Annotated in this window: 12 protein-coding genes and 1 tRNA gene; 9 read left to right on the plus strand and 4 right to left on the minus strand. The window is 63.3% G+C overall.

Translation table 11 applies throughout. The features are described from left to right. Positions 1–130: 130 nt before the first annotated feature. The 8 genes from ABIB27_RS07395 (at position 131) to ABIB27_RS07430 (ending at position 8,800) form a co-directional block, all read left to right on the plus strand. Positions 131–1,297: a Gfo/Idh/MocA family protein gene (locus tag ABIB27_RS07395; RefSeq protein ID WP_354217667.1), complete on the plus strand. Its 1,167-nt coding sequence runs from the start codon at positions 131–133 to the stop codon at positions 1,295–1,297. Position 1,298: 1 nt separating this feature from the next. Further along, positions 1,299–2,726 carry an ABC transporter substrate-binding protein gene (locus tag ABIB27_RS07400; RefSeq protein ID WP_354217666.1) on the plus strand — a complete coding sequence of 476 codons (1,428 nt, stop codon included), beginning with the start codon at positions 1,299–1,301 and terminating at the stop codon, positions 2,724–2,726. Between the two features lie 39 nt (positions 2,727–2,765). Next, positions 2,766–3,746, plus strand: coding sequence for a carbohydrate ABC transporter permease (locus ABIB27_RS07405; RefSeq protein ID WP_354217665.1), 981 nt, complete (start codon positions 2,766–2,768; stop codon positions 3,744–3,746). Beyond that, a complete protein-coding gene (locus ABIB27_RS07410; RefSeq protein ID WP_354217664.1) occupies positions 3,746–4,606 on the plus strand; it encodes a carbohydrate ABC transporter permease in 861 nt (286 codons plus the stop codon). The genes ABIB27_RS07405 and ABIB27_RS07410 overlap by 1 nt, the downstream gene beginning before the upstream one ends. Before the next feature lie 21 nt (positions 4,607–4,627). Then, positions 4,628–5,656: a zinc-binding dehydrogenase gene (locus ABIB27_RS07415; RefSeq protein ID WP_354217663.1), complete on the plus strand. Its 1,029-nt coding sequence runs from the start codon at positions 4,628–4,630 to the stop codon at positions 5,654–5,656. Positions 5,657–5,693: 37 nt separating this feature from the next. Continuing rightward, complete coding sequence (locus ABIB27_RS07420) at positions 5,694–6,554, plus strand: sugar phosphate isomerase/epimerase family protein (protein ID WP_354253747.1); 861 nt, start codon at positions 5,694–5,696, stop codon at positions 6,552–6,554. A 140-nt stretch (positions 6,555–6,694) separates the two neighbouring features. Then, complete coding sequence (locus tag ABIB27_RS07425) at positions 6,695–7,690, plus strand: sugar phosphate isomerase/epimerase family protein (protein WP_354217661.1); 996 nt, start codon at positions 6,695–6,697, stop codon at positions 7,688–7,690. 75 nt (positions 7,691–7,765) lie between these two features. Continuing rightward, a complete protein-coding gene (locus ABIB27_RS07430; RefSeq protein ID WP_354217660.1) occupies positions 7,766–8,800 on the plus strand; it encodes a Gfo/Idh/MocA family protein in 1,035 nt (344 codons plus the stop codon). Positions 8,801–9,191: 391 nt separating this feature from the next. Here the strand turns inward: ABIB27_RS07430 and ABIB27_RS07435 are convergent. Then, positions 9,192–9,273: transfer RNA gene (locus ABIB27_RS07435), tRNA-Leu, on the minus strand. A 204-nt stretch (positions 9,274–9,477) separates the two neighbouring features. Between ABIB27_RS07435 and ABIB27_RS07440 the strand changes: the two genes are divergently transcribed. Further along, positions 9,478–10,083, plus strand: a complete 606-nt coding sequence (locus ABIB27_RS07440; protein WP_309819760.1) for an ANTAR domain-containing response regulator — start codon at positions 9,478–9,480, stop codon at positions 10,081–10,083. Between the two features lie 114 nt (positions 10,084–10,197). Here ABIB27_RS07440 and pyk read toward each other — a convergent pair whose 3' ends face one another. The 3 genes from pyk to gltB form a co-directional block, all read right to left on the minus strand. Continuing rightward, positions 10,198–11,676: a pyruvate kinase gene (gene pyk / locus ABIB27_RS07445; RefSeq protein WP_354216695.1), complete on the minus strand. Its 1,479-nt coding sequence runs from the start codon at positions 11,674–11,676 to the stop codon at positions 10,198–10,200. A gap of 72 nt (positions 11,677–11,748) precedes the next feature. Further along, positions 11,749–13,206: a glutamate synthase subunit beta gene (locus ABIB27_RS07450; protein ID WP_354216694.1), complete on the minus strand. Its 1,458-nt coding sequence runs from the start codon at positions 13,204–13,206 to the stop codon at positions 11,749–11,751. Continuing rightward, entirely contained in the window at positions 13,199–17,809 is a 4,611-nt protein-coding gene (gltB, locus tag ABIB27_RS07455; RefSeq protein WP_354216693.1) for a glutamate synthase large subunit, read from the minus strand. Before gltB ends, ABIB27_RS07450 begins: the two co-directional genes overlap by 8 nt. Positions 17,810–17,993 lie beyond the last annotated feature (184 nt).

The following is a 17,993-nucleotide window of genomic DNA, read 5'->3' on the forward strand; positions in this document are numbered from 1 at the left end:
AAGCCCCGCTTTGTCTCATCTGTTGATTATTACACGCCAATGGGTAGGCGTCGATGATCTAATGGGCATGCTTAGGCATCTTTTGCCTATCTCTTGACATAAGACAGGTGATCAATGTCATACTGATGCAATGAACGAGAACGGAACTGATGCGGTGTCCGCCCCGCTGCGGGCAGGCTTTATTGGGGGCGGGTTCATGGCCGCCGTTCACGGGAGGGCTGTCCGATCTGCCGGTGTCATCCCCGCCGGGGTGGCCTCCTCGACGCTGGCGAGTGCTGTGCGGGCCGGTTCCCGTTTGGGTCTTGGCCGTGCTTATCGTTCTGTCGAGCAGTTACTCGACGATGATTCGATCGATGTGGTGCATGTCTGCACGCCGAACGTCACCCACGCGGAGCTCGCTACGGCGGCGCTGCAGGCTGGCAAACACGTGGTCTGTGAAAAGCCGCTTGCCACCTCCGTGGAGGACGCTGCGGCAGTGACCGCACTGGCCCGCACCACGGGCCGCACCGCTGCCGTGCCCTTTATCTACCGGTTTCATCCCATGGTCCGGGAGGCCCGGGCCAGGGTCCGCCATGGCCAGGTCGGACGTGTCCTGACCATCCAGGGTTCATTTCTTCAGGATTGGCTTCTGTCCAGCGAAGACGACGACTGGAGGGTCGATGAAAGCCTCGGAGGACCCTCACGGGCCTTCGCCGATATCGGCTCCCATCTGTGCGACGTCATCGAATTCATTCTTGATGACCGGATCAGCCGGCTGGCCGCCCTGACCCGGAAGGCCTTCAGCCAACGGGGCGGCCGGGACGTCCGGACCGAAGACATTGTCTCCGTTGTCTTCGAGACCCGCGGCGGCGCCGTAGGGACGCTCCTCATCAGCCAGGTCGCCCCGGGACGTAAGAACCGTCTCGCGCTGGAAATTTCGGGAACGACGGAAACACTGGCCTTTGATCAGGAGCAACCGGAAACTCTGTGGGTCGGGCGCCGCTCGGGCTCCCATCTGATGGTCCGCGATCCGGCCGTCCTTGATCCGTCGGCTGCCCGATACTGCAGCCTGCCGGCAGGCCATCCGCAGGGCTATCAGGATGCCTTTAACTCATTCATATCCGACGTTTACCTCGCGGTGAGATCCGGTATGGCTCCGGATGGCCTGCCCCTGTTCGATGACGGCCTGCGGGCGGCCCGGCTCACCTCCGCTGTTCAACGCTCCGCCCGGGAGGGCGGCTGGCAAGACGTTCCCCCGAACTACCCGACACCGACCGGCCACAAAACCCCTTTATTAACCTTTAAGGAAAGGCAGTAAGATGATCCGATCTCTCGATCGCGTCAAGCGATCCCGCATCGTAGCGGGCTTGGGAGCCGCGCTCACCGTAGCCCTGTTGGCAACCGCATGCACGGGCGGGTCATCAGCACCCAACACCGCCGCGGCCAAACCGGCAGAGCTGCGGATGCTCTACACCACCGATGAGGCCAACAGCGCCGCGGTCGCAGCGCTCGTGCCGCAATTCAAGGAAAAGTTCGGCATCGATCTGAAGATCGACAACCAGCCCTACGACGCGTTGCAGCAGAAGGTCTTCTCCGAGTTCGCTTCGGGCAGCAATTACTACGACATCGTCGTCGTCGACACCCCGTGGGCGCCGGCGTTGGTGCAGAACCTCGAACCCCTGACCCAGTACCTCCAGAACGGCGCCCAAAACCCTGACAGCCCGCAGTCCAACGTGGGCGACTTCATCCCCAAGGTGTTCTACGACACGGCCGTCTATAATGCTGATTCCCCGATCAAACGCTACCCGGATTCCACGGCAAAGCCCGACGCCTCCGCGATCAAGAATGCCGGATTCGACGTGTACGGGATGCCGATCCAGTCGAACGTGGCCGTCATGGCCTACCGCAGCGACCTGTTCAACGACCCGGCCCAGAAGGCGAACTTCAAAGCCAAGTACGGCAAGGACCTTACGGTCCCGAAGACATGGGACGACTACGCCCAGGTGGCAGAGTTCTTCACCCAGCCCGACAAGAAGCTCTACGGCACCACGGTCATGGCAGGGGTAGGCGACTGGGCCACTGATGACTTCAAGACCCTGCTCGCCTCCCAGGGCGGAGACGGGACCCTGGCGGACCAGAACGGCAAGCCCACGTTCAACACCCCCGAAGGAACCCAGGCACTGGACTACTACGCCAAGCTGGCGCAAAGCGGGCACGTGCCCCCGGGCAGCACGTCAGCGGACTGGGGTACAACCGCCGAATCGTTCGGCAGCGGGCTGACCGCCATGACGATCAACTACCACGACCTGAAGCTCGGTGACAACGTCAAGGGCGGCACCATCGGCTACGCCCCGGTGCCCAGCGCGAAGGCCGCCGGACCCCACTTCGGGACCTGGATGCTGAGCGTCAACAAGAATTCCAAGAACAAAGAATGGGCCTACCAGGGGATCAGCTGGCTGACCGCCGCCGAGCAGCAAACGACGATGACCGCCAAGTCCCTGCACCCCAGCCGGACCTCCGTCTTTGCCGGCATCAAGAGCGATAACCCCCTCGCACCCTTCTACGACACCCTCGGAAAATCCCTCGCAGAAGGCGTGGGCCGTGCACGGTTGACCAACTACACCGAAGTCAGCCACGAGGTGGCCGTCGCGGTGAACAACGCCGCAACCGGCGCTTCCTCGCCATCGGACGCCCTCAAGTCCGCGTCGGAGAAGGTCTCGGCCCTCCTTAAATCGGCCGGCTACTAACCCATCGGACCGCTCAAGGTCGCCCAAGGAGTATCGATTATGAAAGCAACCGCCGCACCATTGGATGCGACCTTGACGGTTGACGCTTCGAGCCGCGCGGCCGGCCGTGCCACGGCCGGCCCGCACGGCAGGAAGCCGCTGACCTGGAAAAAACGTTCGACCCCGTGGGTCTACATGGCCCCGGCCATGTTTGTCCTGCTGCTGATGACGGTGGCCCCGGCCATTTTTATCTTCTACTCGGCCTTCCGCAACGACAAGATCCTCGGGGGCGTGGGCAAATTCGTCGGACTGGACAACTTCATCACGGCGGTCACCAATGCCTCGGTCCAGCACGCATTCCTGATCACGTTCGGCTTCGTCGCGGTCGCGGTAATCCTGGAGATGATCCTGGGCTTCGCCCTGGCACTCCCGCTAGCGGCCCAGACCCGCGCCAACAAAGTCGGGGCCGCGCTCATGCTGCTGCCGTTCGCCGTCACGCCGGCGGTCGCGGCCATGGTCTTCAAGCAGCTGCTGAACCCCAACTACGGGTGGGTAGGCTACTACCTCGGCGTCTTCGGATTCCCCAAAGGCATCGACCTGCTGGGGGATCCGACATCGGCATGGATCGTCCTGGTCATTCTCGACATGTGGCAGTGGACCCCGTTCATCGCCCTGATCCTGATGGCGGGGCTTCAGTCCCTGCCCGGGGAACCCCGGGAAGCAGCCATGGTCGACGGAGCGACCCCATGGCAGATGTTCCGGTACATCACCTTTCCGGCAATGGTTCCGTTCATTGCCATCGCGGCCGTGCTGCGGACCATCCAGGCCTTCAAAACCTTCGATTCCTTCAAGATCCTGACCGGCGGCGGTCCCGGGGAATCCACCGAAATCATCAACCTGGGCATATTCCGCGTCGGCCTTCAAAGCTTCAACGTCGGTCTCGCCTGCGCCCTGGGCGTGGTCTTCCTGATCATCCTCTCCCTCCTTATCCCCTTCATGCTGCGCATCATCGGCCGCCGGTCAGACCCTGAGGAAATGTAATGACAACGACATCATCAACCAGCCGCGGCGGTGCCGTGGCACGCGTCATCGTCGGACGCACCTTTCTGTGGGCATGGCTCCTGGTCGGCCTTGTGCCGCTGCTGTTCATGTTCATCACCTCCATCAAGCCGGCCGGGATCGCCAACCAGATCCCCCCGGCATGGATCTTCCAGCCCACTCTGGACAACTACGCCTCCGTACTGTCAGCCGGCGGCGGCAAATCTGAGAGCTTCGGTCAGCTGCTCACCAACAGTGCAATCGTCAGTCTCGGTGCCACCGCGCTGGCCATCGTCGTGGGGGTCCCGGCCGCATATGCCCTGACCATGAGGGATTTCCGCGCCGGCAAGGGGCTCTCATCCTGGATCCTGTCGACCTACATGTTTCCGCCCATCGTCGCCGTCATCCCGGTCTTCGTCTTCGCCGGCAAGCTCGGGCTCATGGACACCTACCCGGCCCTGATCATCCCGTACGCTGCCTTCAACCTGCCCATCGTGGTCTGGATCCTGCGCAGTTCGATCCTGCAGCTGCCCTATGAGATCCAGGAAGCCGCCATGGTCGACGGGGCCTCGACATGGGACGTGCTCCGCCGGATCATCTGGCCCCTGCTCGTGCCGTCCGTCGCGACGGCCGCCGTACTGACCATCGTCCTGTCCTGGAACGAATTCCTGTTCGCCCTGTCCCTGACCCGCAGCGGAGCGAAGACCGCTCCGGTGGGCCTGCAGCAGTTCACCGGTATGTACGGCACGGACTGGGGCAACATCACCGCCGCCGCGACCCTGATCGTCGCGCCCATCCTGGTCCTCATGGTCGTGCTGCGCCGCCAGATGGTCGCAGGGCTCACCTTCGGTGCAGTCAAATAAATGAGTATTGGAGAAGAAAAGATGAAAGCAGTCATCCTCCCCGGTGACAAACGAGTCACCGTCGTAGAACGCGACGTCCCGGAGCCGGGACCGCATGAGGTGCTGGTACGGACCCGTGCCTCCGCGATCTGCCGCAGCGACATGAGCATCTACTACGGCACCCCGATCGTCGGCGGCGAAGGCGCCGGCCACGGTTCGGTGATACCCGGGCACGAGGCAGCCGGCGAAGTCGTCAAGGTCGGAAACGCCGTGACCCACGTCAAAGAAGGCGACCGCGTCGCCGGCTACCTCGCCCTGGGCTGCGGATTCTGCGAATACTGCCTCAGCGGCTACATGATGCTGTGTGATCAGTGGAAATGCTTCGGTTTCGACGTCCACGGCGGTGACGCCGACTACTTCGTGCTGCCCGAACGCAACTGTCTTCAGCTCCCCGACGAACTCAGCTTCCGCGCCGGGGCGGTGATGACCGACATGGTCGGCAGCCAGTACCACGTGCAGAAGCAGCTCGGCGTGGCCGGCGGAAAAACCCTCGCCGTCTTCGGCATGGGACCAATGGGATCCGCCGCAGTACTCATCGGCAAGGCCTTCGGCGCCCGCGTCATCGCGGTCGACGTCATCGACCACCGGCTCGAACAAGCCAGCTCACTCGGCGCGGACGCCGTCATCAACAGCACAACAGCCGACGCCGTCCAGCAGATCCGGGACCTCACCCAGGGCCGCGGAGCGGACGTCTGCATCGATTGTTCCGGCAACCCCGCCGGGCAGAACTCTGCCCTGGACGCCGCCGCCAAGCTCGGAGCCGTCGCGTTCGTCGGTGAGTCGCGGGCCACGCAAATCAACCCCAGCGACCAGCTGCTAAGAAAACTGCTCACCGTCGTCGGCGGCTGGTACTTCCCCATCAGCGACTGGGAAGAAATCGTCCGCCTCGTCATCGACCAGAAAATCCCGGTCGAAAAACTCATCAGTCACGACTTTCCCATCGACCAGGCCGAGGAAGCCTTCCGCGCCTTCGACCAGCGCGAAACCGAAAAAGCCGTCTTCGTCTGGTAGACCTCCAACCCGTCACACCCTCCGAAGGAGAGAACCCATGTTCAGATACGCCGCCGAGCTCGTCCCCTACCACGACCACGGCTTCGAAGACTCGATCCGCGACCTTGCCGACATCGGCTTCAAGGAAGTCAACCTCTGGTCCTCCGCCGCACCGCTGGCCCACCACGTCAACCCGGGAGATGACCCCGGCAAAATCCTCGGAGTGCTGGACAAATACGGGGTCAAACCCTGCGGCCTCACCGTCTACGGAAAGACCCAGGACGAAATCCTCGAACGCGTCGATTTCGCCGCAGACCTCGGAATCGACACCCTCATCTTCGACTGCGAAGCCAACTACCCCGACTTCGTCTCCACCTTCCTGCCACCCATCGTCGAAGCAGGAGCGCGCCGCGGAGTCCGGATCGCGGTCGAAAACCATCTCACCGTGCCGTTCGCCGCCGATTTCGAATCCGGTGCCAACGAAGACCAGCGCTGGGACGAAGGCGTGGACACTCTCGCGCAGATGAAACGGCTCATCCGCGACATCGACGACCCCTACCTCGGCGTCTGCATCGCCCCCCCGCACCTGTGGGTGATGCAGGACACCATCAGCGAAGCGATCACGTTCCTCGCCGAACGCAAACGGCTCTTCTACTACTACATCTGGGACATCGACCGCGCCTACCGCCACGGTACCGACGGGCTGAACTTCGGCCCCGCAGACCAGCAACTTCCTCGCCCTGACGGAACACTTGACCATTCCGTGATGCTGGGAACACTGCGCCGTGTCGGGTACGAAGGCGTCGCCAGCCTCAAATGCCACGGAACGCAGGGATGGAGCTTCGAAAAAATCGGCGAACACCTTCGCGCGTCCGACGTCTACGTCAGGGAGTGCATGAAAAATGCCCAAGCCCTCTGAGCCCCCCGACCTGACGAACGGAAATCCGACATGGCAGCAAGCACTGCCACAGCCGGACCGACAACGTTTGATCCGAACGCACCGGCCCGAAACCGAGGATCCGACCAAAACCGAACAATCCAGTAGCCAAGGAGCCTGACATGCCCCGCCCGTATACCCTCTTCACCGGCCAGTGGGCCGACCTCCCCTTCGAGGAAGTCGCACGCCTGGCCTCCGGCTGGGGCTACGACGGCCTGGAAATCGCTGTCTCCGGCAACCACCTGGACGCATGGCGCTGGGACGAGCCCGGCTATGTCGAGTCCAAACTCGCGGTGCTGGAGAAGTACAACCTCAACGTCTGGGCCATCTCCAACCACCTCAAGGGCCAGGCCGTCTGCGATGACCCCATCGATTTCAGGCACGAGGCCATCGTCGGGTCCAAGGTCTGGGGCGACGGGGACCCCGAAGGTGTCCGCCAGCGGGCCGCGGAGGAAATGAAACACACCGCCCGGCTCGCGCGCGCGTTGGGCGTGGACACCGTGGTCGGATTCACCGGCTCCTCCATCTGGCAGTACGTCGCGATGTTCCCGCCCGTCCCGGAGAAGGTGATCGAGGCCGGCTACCAGGACTTCGCGGACCGGTGGAATCCCATCCTTGACGTCTTCGACGAATGCGGCGTCCGCTTCGCCCACGAAGTCCACCCCTCCGAAATCGCCTACGACTACTGGACCACCGTCCGCACCCTCGAGGCGATCGGCCACCGCGAGGCCTTCGGGCTGAACTGGGACCCGTCCCACTTCATGTGGCAGGGCATCGACCCGGTCTCCTTCATCTGGGACTTCAAGAACCGGATCTACCACGTGGACTGCAAGGACACGAAGCTGCGCCCCACCGGCCGGAACACCGTCATGGGCTCGCACCTGCCCTGGGGCGATCCGCGCCGTGGCTGGGACTTCGTCTCCGCCGGCCGCGGCGACGTGCCCTGGGAATCGTCCTTCCGCGCCCTCAACGCCATCGGCTACGACGGACCCATCTCCGTCGAATGGGAAGACGCCGGCATGGACCGCCTCCACGGCGCCCCCGAGGCCCTCGCCGCGCTCAAAAGGTTCGACTTCCCGGCGTCGAACACCTCCTTCGACGCCGCGTTCAAGCAGTAGCTCGCCGGGCCGGGACGCGCTGTGACCAATACGGCGGGGCGAAGGCGACATCGGAAACCAGAAAGGACTCCGCAGATGGATCCAGAAGAAGCACCGCTGCGCATCGGCATCCTGGGAGCGTCCCGAGTCAGCCCGACATCCATCATTGAACCTGCCAGGCTGACAGGTGCGCGGCTGGTGGCCGTCGCAGCCCGGGACCGGGACCGGGCACAGGACTTTGCCGACCGGTACGGCGTCGAACGGGTACTCGGCTCCTACGAAGATCTTGTCAATGACCCGGAGATCGAAGCGGTCTACAACCCGCTGGCCAACTCGTTGCACGCACGATGGAACCTGGCGGCCATCGCCGCGGGAAAAAACGTCCTGTCAGAGAAACCGTTCGCCGCAAACGCAGCAGAAGCCAGAGAAGTGCGGGACGCAGGCAAGCGCGCGGGCGTCAAGGTCGTCGACGGCTTCCACTATCTTTACCACCCTGTCACGAAGAGACTCCACGAACTGGTCGCCTCCGGGGAACTCGGCGAGCTCCAGCGTGTGGAAACTATGGTGATGATTCCGCCCCCGCCGCCCGAAGACCCCCGGTGGTCACTGCCACTCGCGGGCGGTGCACTCATGGACCTGGGCTGCTACAGCCTCCACGCTATTCGGGCGATGGCCTCCCTGGCAGGCGGGAATCCCACCCTCGTCAACGCCCGGGGAGCCGAACGGACCGGCCTGCCCGGTATGGACGAATGGGTTGACGCTAACCTGGTCTACCCCTCCGGAATCACCGCAACGGCACGATGCAATATGAACGGGACCCACGCCCAAATGAGCTACCGCGCCATCGGAAGCGAGGGACAAGCCACCGTGGCAAATTTCATCCTCCCTCATACCGATGACAGCCTCGAGGTGAGAACAACTGACGGCCAACGGATCGAGCGCATGGGCACAAGATCCTCGTACACCTATCAGCTGGACGCTTTCGCCGCCCTGATCCGGCACGGAATCCCTATGCCCACAGACAGCGACGACGCCGTCCAAACCATGGAACTAATCGACCAATGCTACGAAGCCATCGGGTTGGAACCCCGCGCCGGCGCCCGAAACGAGGCAAACACCCACGAACGCTAGAGAGTACCTTAACGGTCCGCGGCGATCACGCAATTGATGTCGCAAGCGGGAGCTGGCATGACGAGCGATTAACGTCCTCATACATCATGGCGGAAATTTCTGGACGAGCCGCAACCTTGGGCCGATCTACGAATACTCAGCAAGTCGTGTTGTAAGCGGCCCCGGCCATCATGAAGTGGTGACCGCGAAAACCCAACGGAAGGACGAACGAGGATGAACTCCCAGCAGAGACCCCGCGGGGCGGTACCCGGTCCGCCGTAGGCAGCCGCTCCCCTAGACAACCAAATAGGTCTTTCCGGGACCCCACACACCCGCATCGGATCAGAGGCCAGAGTGTGCACAATGTGCACACGGAAAAACACCAATAAACCCCTGACCAGGGGACGCACTGTGCCCGAGGTGGGACTCGAACCCACACACCTTTCGATACCGCATTTTGAGTGCGGCGCGTCTGCCAATTCCGCCACTCGGGCGCGGAATACGTGGTGCTGACCGGTACGCCCACTAATGATTGTGAGCAACGCGATCGCTTCACGTATGCGGAATTACTCTACATGCAGATAGGCTAAATTCCAGAATCGCGCCGCTGATGCCGCAACAGACCATGCAGTTAAAAGTACGGCCGCGGGCGCACCTAAAATGGTGATGTTCCCGCCGTACCATTTCAAGGAGATCCCGTGACTGAACAGACGGAGTCAAAACCCACTTCCCAACCGGCGCGCCGCGTCATTGTAGCCGAGGATGAAACCCTCATCCGCCTCGACATCATCGAGATCCTGCGCGGCGAAGGGTACGACGTTGTGGGCGAAGCAGACAACGGCGAGAAGGCCGTGCAGCTCGCCGAGGAACTCAAGCCCGACCTCGTCCTCATGGACGTCAAGATGCCGGTTATGGATGGCATCACCGCGGCGGAGAAGATCGTCAAGGCCCGAATCGCCCCCGTGGTTCTGCTGACCGCGTTCAGCCAGAAGGAACTCGTGGAGCGTGCCCGCGACGCCGGCGCCATGGCTTATGTGGTCAAGCCTTTCACCCCGGCCGACCTCATCCCTGCCCTGGAAATTGCCCTCTCCCGCCACGAGGAAATCAAGGCCCTCGAAAGTGAGGTATCGGACCTGCAGGAGCAGTTCGCCACCCGCAAGCTCGTGGAGCGCGCGAAGAGCCTCCTCACCACCAAGATGGGCCTGACGGAGCCGGAAGCATTCCGCTGGATCCAGAAGACCTCCATGGACCGACGCCTCAGCATGCGCGAAGTCGCCGAGACCATCATCAACCAGGTCAACTAGGACTCCAGATAAACGGAAGAACCCCTGCCAGTCGGCAGGGGTTCTTCCGTTTAATCCGAAGCCCTGGCGTTGAGCCAGCCGGGCATCAATAGGCTCAACCACCGGGCAGTTTTGTTAGGACGTCGGCCAGGGGCCGAGCTTATCCCGGGGCGCTCCACTTTCGCCGAAGCCTGCAGTGTCGGCGTCGTCGCCCACCCTGTGCGCCTTCAGTATGTTGGTGGAACCGGCCTTTCCGGGAGGGGAACCGGCGGCAATGATCACCATGTCGCCGTCTTCCACCAGTTTCATTTCCAGCAGGCTGCGGTCAACCTGTGCGGTCATCTCGTCAGTGTGGCCCACCATGGGAACCAGCACCGGCTGGATGCCCCACGTCAGCGCCAACTGGTTCCAAACGTGCTCCACCGGGGTGAAGGCGAACACGGGCCTGATGGGGCGCAGGCGCGAAAGACGCCGTGCGGAGTCGCCGGACTGGGTGAAGGTACAAATGTACTTGGCCTCCAGCTGGTCAGCGATTTCGACGGCGGCGCGGGTGATGGCGCCACCACGGGTCTTGGGCTTGGTCCCCAGCGGAGGAACGCGTTCCAGGCCGTGGACTTCGGTGGATTCAATGATCCGGGCCATAACCTTGACGGTTTCGATCGGGTACTTGCCCACGCTGGTCTCGCCTGAGAGCATAACTGCGTCTGCACCGTCAAGGACGGCGTTGGCGCAGTCAGAGGCTTCCGCCCGGGTGGGGCGCGGGTTGTCGATCATCGACTCAAGGACCTGCGTGGCCACGATGACCGGTTTGGCCCAGCGGCGTGCCAGTTCAATGGCGCGTTTCTGTACGATCGGCACCTCCTCGAGGGGAAGTTCCACACCCAGGTCGCCACGGGCAACCATGATCGCGTCGAAGGCATCAATGATTTCGTGGAGCTGCTCCACGGCCTGCGGCTTTTCGATTTTGGCGATAACAGGCACACGGCGGCCCTCTTCGTCCATGATCTCGTGCACACGGGAAATGTCTGATGCGTCGCGGACGAACGACAAGGCAACCATGTCAACGCCGCGGCGCATGGCCCAGCGGAGATCGTCCTCGTCCTTTTCGCTCAGGGCCGGTACGTTGACGGCAACGCCAGGAAGGTTGATGCCCTTGTTGTTGGACACCATCCCGCCGACGGTTACCACGGTAACCACCTTGACGTCGTCCACCTCGATGGCCCGCAGGGCGACCTTGCCGTCGTCGATCAGCAGGGCATCGCCCACGTTGACGTCCTCGGTAAGGCTCTTGAGCGTGGTGGAGCAGATGTCCTTTGTGCCTGGAACATCCTCAGTGGTGATGGTGAAAATGTCACCCGCGGAGAGGGCGTGCGGGCCATCCACAAACCGGCCCAGGCGGATCTTCGGGCCCTGCAGGTCGGCCATGATCGCCACCGGCTTGCTCAGCTGGGCTGCGGCCTTGCGGACATTCTCATAGGTGTTGTCGTGTACGGAATAGTCGCCGTGGCTCATGTTCATGCGGGCCACATCGACGCCCGCTTCCAGCACGGCGAGAGTGTTTTCAAAGCTGGCAATTGCCGGGCCAAACGTGGCCACAATCTTAGCGCGTCTCATATACCTACCCTAATAGTGTGCTGCATTGATTGAGTTGTTGTGGAAGTGAACACGCGGCGAACTGAACGGACGTCATAGGAGAGTGATGGCACGGTCCGTCGGGGCCACGGGCGCCGGCAGGATGGTGCTGCCCATGAGGAACTTGTCCACGGCGGCAGCGCAGGCGCGGCCCTCGGCGATAGCCCACACAATGAGCGACTGTCCGCGGCCGGCGTCACCGGCCACAAAGACTCCCTCGGTGTTGGTCATGTAGTAACCGTCGCGGGCCACGTTGCCGCGGCCGTCGAATTCGGCGCTGACCTGCTCGGTGATCCCGGCAGGTTCGGCTCCGGTGAAACCCAGGGACAGGAAGACCAGGTCCGCCGGGATGACCCGCTCGGTACCGGCTTTGGGGAGCCGCTTGCCATCCACGAATTCCGTCTCGGCAACCTTCACGCCGGTGAGCTTGCCATTTTCGCCCACGAACTCCACGGTGGAGGCGAGGTACGTACGTTCGCCACCCTCCTCGTGCGCGCTTGCCATTTCGAACAGGGTGGGGAACGTCGGCCAGGGCTGGTGCCCGGCACGTTCCGGCGGCGGCTGCTTGCCGATGGCCAGCGTGGTCACCGAAGCGGCTCCATGGCGGTGCGCGGTGCCGAGGCAGTCAGCGCCAGTGTCGCCGCCGCCCAGGATCACCACATGCTTGCCCTTGGCGTGGATCTGGTTCTCCACGGTCTCCCCCGCGACAACGCGGTTGGCAGGCACCAGGTAATCCATGGCGTAGTGCACACCGTCAAGGTCGCGGCCCGGGATGGGCAGGTCCCGCGGCACGGTGGCGCCGGTAGCAACCACGACTGCGTCGTAGCGGCGGCGCAACTGCTCCCACGTCACGTCTGTACCCACGGCGACGCCGGTGCGGAAGCGGGTGCCTTCCGTTTTCATCTGCTCGACCCGGCGGTCAACCTGCTCCTTCTCCATCTTGAAGTCGGGGATGCCGTACCGGAGGAGGCCACCGATCTTGTCGTCGCGCTCGTAGACAGCCACGGTGTGGCCCACCCGGGTGAGCTGCTGCGCGACGGCGAGGCCTGCGGGGCCGGAACCGACGACGGCCACCGTCTTTCCGGTCAGGCGCGTCGGCGGCAACGGATTAACCCAACCGCTGTCCCAGGCTTCGTCGATGATGGACACTTCAACCTGCTTGATGGTCACGGCAGGCTGGTTGATTCCCAGCACGCAGGACGCCTCACACGGTGCCGGGCAGAGCCGGCCGGTCCACTCGGGGAAGTTGTTGGTGGCATGCAACCGCTCAATCGCTTCCTCCCCCTTGTCCCGCCAGGTGAGGTCGTTCCACTCGGGAATAAGGTTGCCCAGCGGGCAGCCCTGGTGGCAGAACGGCACGCCGCAGTCCATGCAACGCCCGGCCTGGGCCTTCAGGACACCCTTTTCCTGAGCCTCGTAAACTTCCTTCCAGTCCATGATGCGGACCGGAACAGGGCGGCGTGGCTGGGTTTCACGCTGGCGTACTTTAAGAAATCCGCGTGGATCAGCCACCGGTTACCTCCAGGATTCGAGCCCAAACTTCTTCGCCATCGGGGTCAAGGCCCTCTTCAATGGCGTCAAGGCGGGTTTGCAGGACTGCCGCGTAATCGCGGGGCAGAACTTTGGTAATACGGGCAGCAGTGTCGTCGAAGTTCTCCAGCAGGCGGGCAGCGTGCAGGGATTCCGTTTCCTCAACATGCTTGACCAGCAGGCCGTGGACAATGTCGCGGTCTTCGGCGTCGAGTTCCATAAGCTGGAGCTCACCGGACTGCAAGGCATCCTTGTTCACCCGGGTGGTCCGCAGGTCCAGAACGTAGGCGGTACCGCCGGACATGCCTGCACCGAAGTTGCGTCCGGTCCGCCCGATGATCAGGGTCTGACCGCCGGTCATGTATTCGCAGCCGTGGTCGCCGATGCCTTCAACAACAGCCGTGGCTCCGGAGTTGCGGACCAGGAAGCGTTCGCCCACCTGGCCGCGAAGGTATATCTCACCGCTGGTGGCGCCGTAGCCAATCACGTTGCCGGCAATGACATTTGCTTCGGCCGTGAACACGTTGGTGCGGTCCGGCCGGACAATAATCCGTCCGCCGGAAAGGCCCTTGCCCACGTAGTCGTTCGAGTCGCCGAACAGGCGCAGCGTGATGCCGGCGGGCAGGAACGCACCCAACGACTGTCCTGCGGTGCCGGTCAGGGTGATATCGATTGTGTCCGGCGCCAGCAGGTCGGTGCTGAACGTCTTGGTCACCGTGTGGCCGAGCATCGTGCCCACCGAGCGGTCAGTGTTGATGACGTCCACGGCGATCTTCACCGGTGTGCGGTCGGTCAGTGCCTCGGTGGCCATGGTGATCAGACGCTGGTCAAAGTGCTTGTCCAGTTCATGGTTCTGCGAGGTGAGGTTGCGCAGCGGGGCGTCGTCGTCGAACTCAAGGCCGTGGAGGATCGGGTCCAGGTCCAGGCCGTCGGCCTTCCAGTGGTTGATCGCTTCGCGGGCGTCCAGAACTTCGGCGTGGCCAATGGCCTCCTCGATGGTCCGGAAGCCGAGTTCCGCGAGGATTTCGCGGACTTCCTCGGCCAGGAATTCGAAGAAGTTGACCACGAATTCGGGCTTGCCGCTGAAGCGGGCACGCAGTTCGGGGTTCTGGGTTGCCACACCCACCGGGCAGGTGTCCAGGTGGCAGACGCGCATCATGATGCAGCCTTCCACCACCAAGGGAGCGGTGGCGAAGCCGAACTCCTCCCCGCCGAGCAGGGCAGCGATAACAACGTCGCGGCCCGTCTTGAGCTGGCCATCCACCTGCACCACGACGCGGTCGCGCAGGCCGTTGAGCATCAGCGTCTGCTGGGTCTCCGCGAGTCCCAGCTCCCACGGCACACCCGCATGCTTGAGCGAGTTGAGCGGGGACGCGCCGGTGCCGCCGTCATGTCCGGAGACTAGTACGACGTCGGCCTTTGCCTTGGTGACACCCGATGCCACCGTGCCGATCCCAACTTCGGAGACGAGCTTGACGTGGACACGGGCCGAGGGGTTGGCGCGCTTCGCATCGTAGATGAGCTGCGCGAGGTCCTCGATGGAGTAGATGTCGTGGTGCGGGGGCGGCGAAATGAGGCCGACGCCGGGCGTGGAGTGGCGTGTCCGGGCAACCCACGGGTACACCTTTTGCGCCATGAGCTGGCCGCCTTCGCCGGGCTTGGCACCCTGCGCCATCTTGATCTGGATGTCGTCGGCGTTGGTCAGGTACAGGCTGGTGACGCCGAACCGGCCGGACGCGATCTGCTTGACCGCAGAGCGCCGTTTCGGATCCAGCAGACGGTCCACGTCCTCGCCGCCTTCGCCGGTGTTGGACTTGCCGCCCAACTGGTTCATGGCGATCGCGAGGGTCTCGTGGGCTTCCTTCGAGATGGACCCGTAGCTCATGGCGCCGGTGGAGAAGCGCTTCACGATGCTGGAGACGGGCTCCACTTCCTCCAACGGCACGGCGGGACGGTTGTCCTTGAACTTAAGCAGCCCACGCAGGGTCATCAGGTTCTCGGACTGGTCATCCACACCCTTGGTGTAGGCCTTGAAAATGTCGTAACGGCGCTCACGCGTGGCGTGCTGCAACCGGAAGACAGTCTCCGGGTTGAAGAGGTGCGGCTCGCCGTCGCGGCGCCACTGGTATTCGCCGCCGCCCAGCAGCGGGCGGTGCGGCTGCTCGATGCCGCCTTCCGGGTAGGCCATCTGGTGCCGCGCCGAAACCTCAGCGGCAATGACATCCAGGCCCACGCCGCCCAGCTGGGAATGCGTGCCGGCGAAGAACTCGTCCACCAGGTCCTGTCCAAGGCCGAGGGCCTCGAACGTCTGCGCGCCAGTGTATGAGGCCACCGTGGAGATGCCCATCTTGGACATGATCTTCAGGACGCCCTTGCCGAGGCCCTTGATAAGGTTGTAGACGCCGTCCTGCGGGGTAACCCCCACCACGTCGCCGGTGGAAATGAGCTGCTCCACGGATTCCATGGCGAGGTATGGGTTGACTGCTGACGCGCCATAGCCGATCAGGACCGCCACATGGTGCGTTTCGCGGACGTCGCCGGCCTCAACCACCAAAGCGGTCTTGGTGCGGTTGGCGCTGCGCAGCAGGTGGTGGTGCACGGCGCTGACCAGCAGCAGCGACGGAATCGGCGCCCACTGGGCGTTGGAGTCGCGGTCGGAAAGCACTACGTACTGCACGCCGCGGTTGATGGCACCGGACACCTGCTCGCAGATTTCGGTGAGCCGGGCACGCAGCGCGGATTCGCCGCCTTCAGGCCGGTACAGCCCTCGGACCTTCATCGCCACCTTGTCGCCGGCGGGCGATTCAATGTTCGCGATCTTGGCCAACTGGTCGTTGTTGATGACGGGGAACGGCAGCGAAATCTGCGGCTGCCGTACCCTCTTGGTGTCCAGGAGGTTGCCGTTGGGACCGATGGCGCAGGTCAGCGACGTGACCAGCTCTTCGCGGATCGCGTCCAGCGGCGGGTTGGTGACCTGGGCGAAGGACTGCACAAAGTAGTCAAAGAGCAGGCGGGGGCGCTTGGACAGCACCGCCACCGGGGTGTCAGAGCCCATCGCGCCCAGCGGTTCGGCGCCGGTGCGGGCCATTGGGCCCAGCAGGATCTTCAGCTCTTCAGTGGTATAGCCGAACGTCCGCTGGCGGATATTCACCGACGCAGCCGTGTGGACCACGTGCTCACGCTCGGGAAGCTCGTTGAGGTCGATCAGGTTGTCCTTGACCCATTCGGCCCACGGGTTCGCCGCGGCCATTTCGGCCTTGACCTCTTCGTCGTCGATGATGCGGCCGGCGTCAGTGTCCACCAGGAACATCTTGCCCGGCGAAACGCGGCCCTTCCTAACCACCTTGGAGGGCTCGACGTCGATCACGCCCACCTCGGAGGCAAAGACGATCAGGCCATCCTCGGTGATCCAGTAGCGTCCGGGGCGCAGGCCATTGCGGTCTAGGGTGGCGCCCACCAGGTTGCCGTCGGTGAACGATACGGCGGCGGGGCCGTCCCACGGCTCCATGAGCATGGAGTGGTATTCGTAAAAGGCACGCCGTGCCGGATCCATGGTGGCGTGGTTTTCCCAGGCCTCGGGGATCATCATCATGATCGAGTGCGTGATGGGCCGGCCGGAGAGCCAGAGCAGTTCAGCTACCTCATCAAAGGACGCGGAGTCGGACGCGCCGGGCGTGCAGATGGGGTAAAGCTCTTCGGGGGAATCCCCCAGCAGCGGGTTGGCGAGCTGGGACTGGCGGGCACGCATCCAGTTCCGGTTGCCTTTGACCGTGTTGATTTCACCGTTGTGGGCGATGGTGCGGAAAGGCTGGGCCAGCGGCCAGGACGGGAACGTGTTGGTGGAGAAGCGCGAGTGGACAATGGCCAGCTTGGTCTTAAAGCGCTTATCGGAGAGGTCCGGGTAGAACGGCTCCAGCTGGGCGGTGGTGAGCATGCCCTTGTAGACAATGGTGCGGGAAGACAGGGACGGGAAGTAGACACCGAACTTGTTCTGGGCACGCTTGCGGATCCGCCAGGCACGGGCGTCGAGCTCATTGCGGTCCATCTTCTCGCCGGTTGCCGAGGCGAGGAAAGGCTGGGAGAAATACGGCATGCAGGCGCGGGCCATGGCGCCCACCAGGTCTGCCACGATGGGCACTTCGCGCCAGCCCAGGACGGTGAGGCCCTCATCGGCGGCCAGGCCTTCAATGCCTGCCTTGGCGGCGTCGGCCTCTAGCTGCTCTGCCGGCAGGAAGGCGGTTCCCGCCACGAACTGGCCGGGCGCAGGAAGTTCGAATTCGGTGACGGCACGGAAGAACTCATCCGGGATCTGCATCAGGAGTCCGGCACCGTCACCGGTGCCTTCGTCTGCGCCGACAGCACCACGGTGCTCGAGATTGCGCAGGGCCGTAAGCGCGGCGTCCACGATGTCGTAGCCCGGCTCGCCGCGGAGCGTGGCGATGATCGCAAGGCCACACGCATCTTTTTCGTTTTCTGGGTTGTATAGACCCCGGGCCTCCGGCAGCGCAGCGAAGCGCTTAAACGGAGAGACGGGGCCGTCAGATCCTATTTTTTCGGACCAGCGTGGGCTATGAAGATGGGTCATTGAAGACGTCCTTCCTCGAGATCGTACGTATGGAAGGGACACCGTTGGCCCCACTTCTCAGCGCCTGTGTGATGGGCACAACAAAGTGTTTATTTATTGGAAATTGTAGGCCAGACAGGCCTGCTGAACGAACAGTTACGCAGGCCCCTGACCCGGGCTTGACCGGTCAGCAGCTCTATGCTGC

Origin of the sequence: Arthrobacter sp. UYEF21, assembly GCF_040546085.1 — a bacterium.
In the GTDB taxonomy this organism is placed as follows: Bacteria; Actinomycetota; Actinomycetes; order Actinomycetales; family Micrococcaceae; genus Arthrobacter.

What these genes read in the sequence shown, in the direction of transcription:
- ABIB27_RS07395 (WP_354217667.1), top strand. Translation starts at nt 131, where the DNA reads ATGAACGAGAACGGAACTGATGCGGTGTCCGCCCCGCTGCGGGCAGGC.
- ABIB27_RS07400 (WP_354217666.1), top strand. Translation starts at nt 1,299, where the DNA reads ATGATCCGATCTCTCGATCGCGTCAAGCGATCCCGCATCGTAGCGGGC.
- ABIB27_RS07405 (WP_354217665.1), top strand. Translation starts at nt 2,766, where the DNA reads ATGAAAGCAACCGCCGCACCATTGGATGCGACCTTGACGGTTGACGCT.
- ABIB27_RS07410 (WP_354217664.1), top strand. Translation starts at nt 3,746, where the DNA reads ATGACAACGACATCATCAACCAGCCGCGGCGGTGCCGTGGCACGCGTC.
- ABIB27_RS07415 (WP_354217663.1), top strand. Translation starts at nt 4,628, where the DNA reads ATGAAAGCAGTCATCCTCCCCGGTGACAAACGAGTCACCGTCGTAGAA.
- ABIB27_RS07420 (WP_354253747.1), top strand. Translation starts at nt 5,694, where the DNA reads ATGTTCAGATACGCCGCCGAGCTCGTCCCCTACCACGACCACGGCTTC.
- ABIB27_RS07425 (WP_354217661.1), top strand. Translation starts at nt 6,695, where the DNA reads ATGCCCCGCCCGTATACCCTCTTCACCGGCCAGTGGGCCGACCTCCCC.
- ABIB27_RS07430 (WP_354217660.1), top strand. Translation starts at nt 7,766, where the DNA reads ATGGATCCAGAAGAAGCACCGCTGCGCATCGGCATCCTGGGAGCGTCC.
- pyk (WP_354216695.1), bottom strand. Translation starts at nt 11,676, where the DNA reads ATGAGACGCGCTAAGATTGTGGCCACGTTTGGCCCGGCAATTGCCAGC.
- gltB (WP_354216693.1), bottom strand. Translation starts at nt 17,809, where the DNA reads ATGACCCATCTTCATAGCCCACGCTGGTCCGAAAAAATAGGATCTGAC.